The sequence below is a fragment of the Streptomyces triticisoli genome (assembly GCF_003270085.1).
Taxonomy (GTDB): Bacteria; Actinomycetota; Actinomycetes; order Streptomycetales; family Streptomycetaceae; genus Streptomyces; species Streptomyces triticisoli.
In genome coordinates this window covers 1-6,880 of the sequence record NZ_QFDQ01000169.1, presented here as the reverse complement: position 1 = coordinate 6,880, position 6,880 = coordinate 1, and the positions used below count along the sequence as shown (strand labels likewise).

General features: G+C 70.3%; 6 protein-coding genes and 3 pseudogenes. All 9 read left to right on the top strand.

The window, feature by feature from the left end; translation table 11 throughout:
• Positions 1–1,248: pseudogene (locus DEP02_RS22880) on the top strand (hypothetical protein); the annotation flags it as partial.
• Between the two features lie 109 nt (positions 1,249–1,357).
• Positions 1,358–1,993 (top strand): hypothetical protein, encoded by a 636-nt coding sequence (locus tag DEP02_RS22875; protein WP_157977518.1) that lies wholly within the window; start codon positions 1,358–1,360, stop codon positions 1,991–1,993.
• Between the two features lie 377 nt (positions 1,994–2,370).
• Positions 2,371–3,039 (top strand): phosphotransferase, encoded by a 669-nt coding sequence (locus DEP02_RS22865; protein ID WP_112469571.1) that lies wholly within the window; start codon positions 2,371–2,373, stop codon positions 3,037–3,039.
• 376 nt (positions 3,040–3,415) lie between these two features.
• A pseudogene (locus tag DEP02_RS34955) lies at positions 3,416–3,889 on the top strand (Scr1 family TA system antitoxin-like transcriptional regulator); the annotation flags it as partial.
• Positions 3,890–3,897: 8 nt separating this feature from the next.
• Complete coding sequence (locus tag DEP02_RS22855) at positions 3,898–4,125, top strand: DUF397 domain-containing protein (RefSeq protein WP_112469570.1); 228 nt, start codon at positions 3,898–3,900, stop codon at positions 4,123–4,125.
• Between the two features lie 198 nt (positions 4,126–4,323).
• Positions 4,324–4,767 carry an HD domain-containing protein gene (locus tag DEP02_RS22850; RefSeq protein WP_112469569.1) on the top strand — a complete coding sequence of 148 codons (444 nt, stop codon included), beginning with the start codon at positions 4,324–4,326 and terminating at the stop codon, positions 4,765–4,767.
• Between the two features lie 45 nt (positions 4,768–4,812).
• Positions 4,813–5,091 carry a hypothetical protein gene (locus tag DEP02_RS22845; protein ID WP_112469568.1) on the top strand — a complete coding sequence of 93 codons (279 nt, stop codon included), beginning with the start codon at positions 4,813–4,815 and terminating at the stop codon, positions 5,089–5,091.
• Positions 5,092–5,139: 48 nt separating this feature from the next.
• Positions 5,140–6,495, top strand: a complete 1,356-nt coding sequence (eccD, locus tag DEP02_RS22840; RefSeq protein ID WP_112469567.1) for a type VII secretion integral membrane protein EccD — start codon at positions 5,140–5,142, stop codon at positions 6,493–6,495.
• Positions 6,496–6,558: 63 nt separating this feature from the next.
• Positions 6,559–6,880, top strand: a pseudogene (locus DEP02_RS34950) (MinD/ParA family ATP-binding protein); the annotation flags it as partial.

Genomic DNA, 6,880 nt, shown 5'->3' with positions numbered 1-6,880 from the left:
GCGGCGCTGAAGGGCGTCGGCAACATCGACCTCCCCCGGCTGCCGGACACCGCGATCGTCCTGCCCGAGGGCACGGTCAGACTGCCCGACGGCACGGTGCGCCTGCCCGAGGGCGCGTCCCTCCCGGCGGGCGCGGCCCGGCTGCCGGACGGCACCGTCCAACTGCCGCACGGTACCCCCGTGTTCCCCGAGGGCACGACCGGGCTCCCGTCCCTGGACGGCTCGCCGGCCCAGTACCTGGACCCGCAGGGCAACCTCCTGGACCACGAGGGCAACGTCGTCCAGCACGCGAGCGAGGCCCCCAGGGAACCCGGCGGCCCCGACCTGCACCCGGCCTCGAGCGCGGACACCCCGCACACCCCGACCCCGGCCAGGGAGCCGGCCCTGGTCGGCGTCGGCGACGACCTGACACCGGGTGCTGCGACCGCAGGCCACGATGTTCTGAACGGCACAGGACATTCCGCCGACAACCTCGCCGGCGGTGGTGGACACGGTGACGGTATGTCCCCCCGCGGAGACAACACAGACGGCCACCCCGCCGGCGGGCAGGCCGATGCAGAACCTTCGACGAATCACGTCGAGCACCCGGAGAACATCGACAATCCGCCGGGCGGATCGGACACGGACACTCTCGCCCCCACCGCGGACGAAGCTCCTCCGAAGACTCCGGAAGCCGATGAGCCCCTGCTGATTCGGCAGGACGACGACTTCGGCGCCACACACAACAAGTTCGGCCTGCGTAAATCACATTTCGATCCGGATGTCGGTATCGTTCCCGCAAATCCGGAAGGAAAGATCACGCCGCTTGAGCATGTGCTCGGGGGAGCGAACCCCGCGGCCAAGGAGTCGAGTCAGTTCACCTCTTTCGCGCCGAAGGACGGGACCGGGAAGGTCTACGGTGCGCAGGAGGTCAGCATCGATTACAAGCGACTGCAGGCCGATATCGAATCCGGCAAGGTCCAGGGCGTGGAGATTTTGCGCCCGGAGCAGATCCAGCGGGGTATCTCAGACGAGATCAGCAAGGTTGCAGGCAAGGACGTGGTGGTGCCGACGAGCCTCAAGGCCTCGGACACCGACGCCGTGACCGAGTTCGTGAAAAATCTCGAACTGAGCAAGAGCAAGACGAGCAAGGTGCAGCGCAGAGTCATGGCACTGCTCAACACTCGACGCGATGGAGAATGGTTGATCAGCGGGGTCGTCCCGAAGGAGTACGTGACGGGACCGTACCCGACGACCAGGATGCCTTAACGCGCCAGACAGCACCTTCGGGCGTGCAGGGTCTGTAGTACAGGAGAACCGATTGTCTGACAGCAGGAGCTCGTGGAAGCCCAGTAGCCAAGTCGCCGACCTGCTCTTCGTGGACTTCGACGGCATGGCCGCCGATCCCGACGATGTCATCAGCGACGGCCTCGATGGAGGCTACCGCGACCGGACCGAGGCGCTGCGGGAGGTGCTGCAGGATCCGGACGAAGATCCGGCAGGCCGTTTCCTGGCCTGTGTCGCGCTCACGCGCTGGGGAGACGGGAACGGTTACGACGCAGTGGTCCAAGCAGCCGGCGCTCCGGAGTCCGTTCCCTGGCGGGGGGCCTCGTACGACAGACTGCACGGCCAGGACGACACCTTCGGCGTACTGGCTGACGCGGTGGGGGACAGCGGCGACATGGTGGAGGAGCGCGGCACGGCCGCGGACCGTGTGCGGGCGGCCGAGGCATTGCTGAGCGTGGCAGACCACGTTCAGTTCGACCGGCACATCAGCTCCCTGCTCCGACAGGACATCGTTGCTGCCTGTCTGCCCGCCCTTCAAGCGGCCGTGACGCGCGGCGTGGCGCGATTGACCGAGCAGCCTCCGTCCTATGACCTCGGTCTTCAAATGGCCTTGATGATCAGCGCTGCCCATCGCGTCGATCCGAGCTGGGCCCAGGACACGGCCCGCCGTCTGGTGGCTGCACGTCCGGGTGAGCGCGCGCTGAAGGAGCTGAGCGAAGACATGTAGGCGCTTGGACGTCAGCTCATACGATTCGGGCTGTTTGATGTGTGATTGCTTACTGGAGCATTTTCGAAAGCTCTTCCGTGAGGTGAAGGCGGGGTCACTTCCTCCAGGGCGCTCACGTGACCTCACCCACCAGTTGACCAAGGAAGTGTGAGGCACGGCATGAGCACCCCACCCAGTGGAAGAAGTCGTCCTTCTCCGGCGGCGGTGAGGGCAACGACTGCGTCGGGATCGCGAACGCTCATCCCCGGATAGCCATACGCGACTCGAAGGCCCCGAACACCGCCGCAGTCGAGGCCCTCGCCAAAAACAACCAGTGCCGCATCAGCCGGTGTTCGCCCTGTTGGCTGCTGATGCGTCGTCAGGACAGACTTACCTGCATGGAGTTGATCGGGCGGGGGCGGGACGCTGACGTGTACGCCCTGGACGAGTCCAGGGTGTTGCGGCGCTATCGGCAGGGGGGACCAACTGAGCTGGAAGCGCGGTTGATGACGCATCTGGCGGCCTGTGGGTATCCCGTGCCGAAGGTGTACGAGATCACCGATACCGACATGGTCCTGGAGCGGCTGACCGGGCCGACGATGCTGGACGTGCTGGCCCGGCGCCCGTGGCGGGTCGGCTCCCTCGGCCGGACGTTGGGCCGCCTCCACGACCGGTTGCATGCGTTGCCGGCGCCGAACTGGCTGCCCCGGCGGTTCGCGACGGCGGGTGAGGACCGGGTGCTGCATCTGGACCTGCATCCGGGCAACGTGCTTCTGACCCGGCGGGGCCCCGTAGTGATCGACTGGCGCAACGCGGGCGCTGGTGATCCCGCTGCGGATGTGGCGATGACCATGGTGACCATCGGCAGCGCGGAGGTCTCCGGACTGGCCGTTCGCCTGGGACGGAGTCTGCTGGCGCACAGCGTGCGCAAGGGCTGTCGGACCGATCCTGCGGGGCGTATCCGGGAAGCGGCCGAAGCCAAGCTGGCCGACCCGAACCTCACGCCCGCGGAGGCGGCTTGGCTGCGGCGGCGTGTCGCCGGCCGGCCCGGGCGGTCGGGCTGCTGATCGGTGGCCGGGCGTGTGCGGGTTCGTGAGGTCGACGACGACAGGCGTGATGCGCGCTCGGATCTTGAACAGGGGATCGGGCGAACGGTGAGGGCGCGACCGTTCACCCGACCATCCTGCTCCCCCTTCACCAAGCCCTTGGGTGCCCATGATCCCGACGGGTGTGACGTAGGGCCCATTACGGGCGCCTTGAGACGGCCCTGGCGTCACAACGGACGTGGTAGGGATGCGCCTGCCTTACCGATCACCGCCGACCGCCCGCAGGGTAGTGACGGCGACGGCTCATCGAGGTGCGGCGTCGGTCGGCCGCGGGGCGCAACGACTGGCATGCCCCTCAGTGCACCGCACGGGACGACATTGGGTTCCGACGCGCCCCAAACAGTACGCTCGCGCCGTCTTCTCCTCCCGGATCCCCGAACTCCCACGCGAGGGGCTGGAGCTGCGTGTCCGCCACCGGATGCAGCGCAAGGTGACCCTCGAAGGCCCGGCGCCCACACGGTACGAGGCTGTCGTCCACGAAGCGGCGTTCCGCATCAGGGTCAGCGGCCGCTCCACCCCACGAGCCCGGCTTGCCCGGCCCATGGAACTCGCCGAGGCCGACCACGTCACCGTCCGCGTGACTCCCTTCGACCAGGATGACTTCGGTGGGACCTGGAACGCGATGATGCCGGCGGGCGGTGCCGTACCGAAGCTGGACACCGCCACCCGCGACGCACCTCATGGCACAGGATTTGTCGATTCCGAAGCCCAACTCGGCTTTTTTCGAACGTCCTTCCGTAGAGTGGAGGCCGCGTCACTCGACCCCGAGCGGTCGCGTGACTTCATCCACAGGCCGGCCAAGGCAATGTGAGGTGCACCGTGACCACCCCCATCATGTGGCGGAAGTCCTCATACTCGGGAGGCGGCGACGGCAACAACTGTGTCGAGAGCGCAAGCCACTCCTTCCGCGTAGCCATCCGCGACTCGAAAACCCCGGCCAGGGCCACCCTCACCTTCCCGGCCGGAGCCTTCACCGCCTTCATCGAGACCTTGAAGACCCCGGAGACTCACTCCGCCACCACCGGTGCCACCAGCTTCCAGGACTGATCCACATCTCCCGCGCGTGGTACGCCGCCTCGCGCGCCGCGGGGGCTGAGCCGACGGCGGTGAGGGGCGCGCACCCCGGGTGTACGTGAGCCCGGTGCATGGCCTATGTTGCGGAAGCGAAGTAGGGGGAATCGCATGGCGCAGGAGAGGTCGCCCGGTGAAGGGCGGACGCGGCACTCGGCACGCGCCGGAACGGAAATGGGGCCGGCCGAGGTCGAGGCCGTCGCCCGTGCCGCGCACGCCGGGCAGACGGACAAGGCGGGACGCCCGTACACGGAGCATCTGTCGGCCGTCGCCGAGGGGGTGCGGGCGCGTGGCGGAAGTGACGATCTCGTCGCCGCCGCCTGGCTGCACGACGCCCTGGAGGACGGCGTGCTCAGTGAGGAGTGGCTCGACGCGGCCCGGCTCCCGCAGCGCACCAAGGACGTCGTACGGGCCCTGACCAGGCGGCCGGACGAGGAGCCGGAGGCGTACGCGCGCCGAATCCTGGCCACCCCCGGCGCCCGGCTGGTCAAGGCGGCCGACCTCGCGCACAACGCCGACCCGCAACGACTCGCCGCCCTGGACGCGCCGACGGCACGGCGGCTCGCGCGGAAGTACGCCACGATGCGCGGCCACCTCGGCCTCACCCCGGACGACTGATGGCACGGACGGCCACGTACGCACCTACGGCACAGGACGACGGAAATGGCACGGGACTACGACAGTCAGCTGCTCGAGTCGGTGGCGGTGCGCCGGCGGCGGATGCGCGACGCGCTGCTGTTCGGCGCGCAGCGGGGACGGCGCACGGTGGACGAACGGCTCGGCAAGGTGTTCGCGGGCATCGCCATCGCGGCCGTGCTGTGCGCCGGTTGCATCGGCTGGTCGTTCCTCCAGGCCACCCTGGCCAAGCAGAAGGCCGAGCAGAAGAAGCAGCGGCAACAGCAGGAGCAGCTCTGGAATGGGCACGCTACGAAGGAACCGTGACGGAGAAGAGAACCGTGACGGAGAAGACACGATGACAGGTCCCGGTGAGTGGTGAGCACAGCGACGACGTCCCGGACGCAGTTGAGCAGGGTCACCCTGGTCGGTGAGCGGCGGCGTGCCGACATCGTCCTGCCGTCGGACACCCCGATCGGTCAACTGCTCCCCGACATCCTGAAGTTGCTCGACGATCGCGCGGCCGCGCGTCCGGCCACCCGGCAGCTGATCACCTCCGACGGCTCGGTCCTGCCGCACGAGGCGACCCTGTCCTCGGCCGAGGTGCCCGACGGCGCCGTCCTGCGGCTCGTACGCGCCCACGCGGCCCCGCCCGCACCGGTCGTCCACGACGTCACCGACCAGGTCGCCGACGACCTCGACCTGCACGCCTGGCGCTGGCGTCCGGCCGCGCGCCGGGCCGGCGCCGGTACGGCCACCGTGGCGTTCGCCGTGACCGTCGGCCTGCTCGCCCGGCGCGAGTTCGCGCTGGAGAGCGTCACCGCCGCCCTCGCGGCCGCCACCGTGGTGTGCATGGTCGCCGGAGCCCTGGCGGCCAGGGTCGGCAAGGGCAACCGGGCCCTGGCCACCGCGCTGCTGCTCGCCACCGGCGGGCTCGGACTGCTCACGGCGTGGACCGCCGCCGACGCCTACGCCTGGTCCGGGACGGCCCGGCTGGCCGGCGTCGTCGGCGCGCTGGTGGTCACCCTGGTGCTGCTGGCCCACTTCTCGCCGCTCGGCCGGGGTGGGCTCATCGGGGCGGGAGCGGCCGCCGCGATCGCCGCCGTGTGGGAGGCCGTCGCCGCCGTACAGGACAGGCCGGACCGGCTCGGCGCGGTGATGGCCGTGTTCTCGGTCGTGCTGCTCGGACTGCTGCCCCGCCTCGCGCTGATGGCCTCCGGGCTCACCGGGCTCGACGACCGGCGTTCCGCGGGCGTGTCGGTGAGCCGGCATCAGGTCGCCAACGCCCTCGCCGCCACCCACCGCGGGCTAGCCCTGGCCACGGTGGCCACCGCCGCCTCCGCCGCCGCGGGCGGCTGGCTGCTGACCACCGCTCAGGAGCCCACCGCGTGGACGGTGACGCTGGCCTCGCTGACCGCCGTCGTCCTGCTGTCGCGGGCCCGGGCCTTCCCGCTGGTCGCCGAGGTGGTGGCGGTGTTCACGGCGGCGGCCGTACTCGTCGTACGGCTGGTGGTGCTGTGGCTGGACCACGCCGGGGGCGTCGGCGCGCTCACTCTGCTCGGCGCGGCCGCGGTGCTGCCGCTGTGCGTCCTCGCGGTCGAGCCGCCGGAGCACGTCCGGGTACGGTTGCGCAGGTTCGCCGACCTGGTCGAGTCTCTCGGGGTGATCGGACTCTTCCCGCTCGCCGTCGGGGTGTTCGGCATCTACGGGCAGCTGCTCGACAAGTTCTGAGGCTCCATGGGCGGGGCGCGCCGCTCCGGGCGGGACGACGAGGCAGGCAGGAGAGAAGGGGACATGCCGAGCGGGGACAACTGGCAGAGTGACGTGCTGCGCGACCTGAGAAGCGGTACGTCCCGGCAAGGACCGCGGGGGGACGTACACCCGCCGCAGGCGCCACCGCAGAAGCGGGAACCGGACCCGGCGCCCCGGCAGGGCGCGCCCGCGGCCGGCGTGCCGGCGCAGGAACAGGCACGGGTGCAGGCGGAGGCGGAGGTGCAGGCACCGGCGCCGGCGCAGGCACCGGAGCGGATACCGGCGCACGGCTCCCCGCAGCACCCCGAGCCCGCGCCGGCCGCCCCACCGCACCACTCCCACGCCCCCCGGCCCGCCACCACCC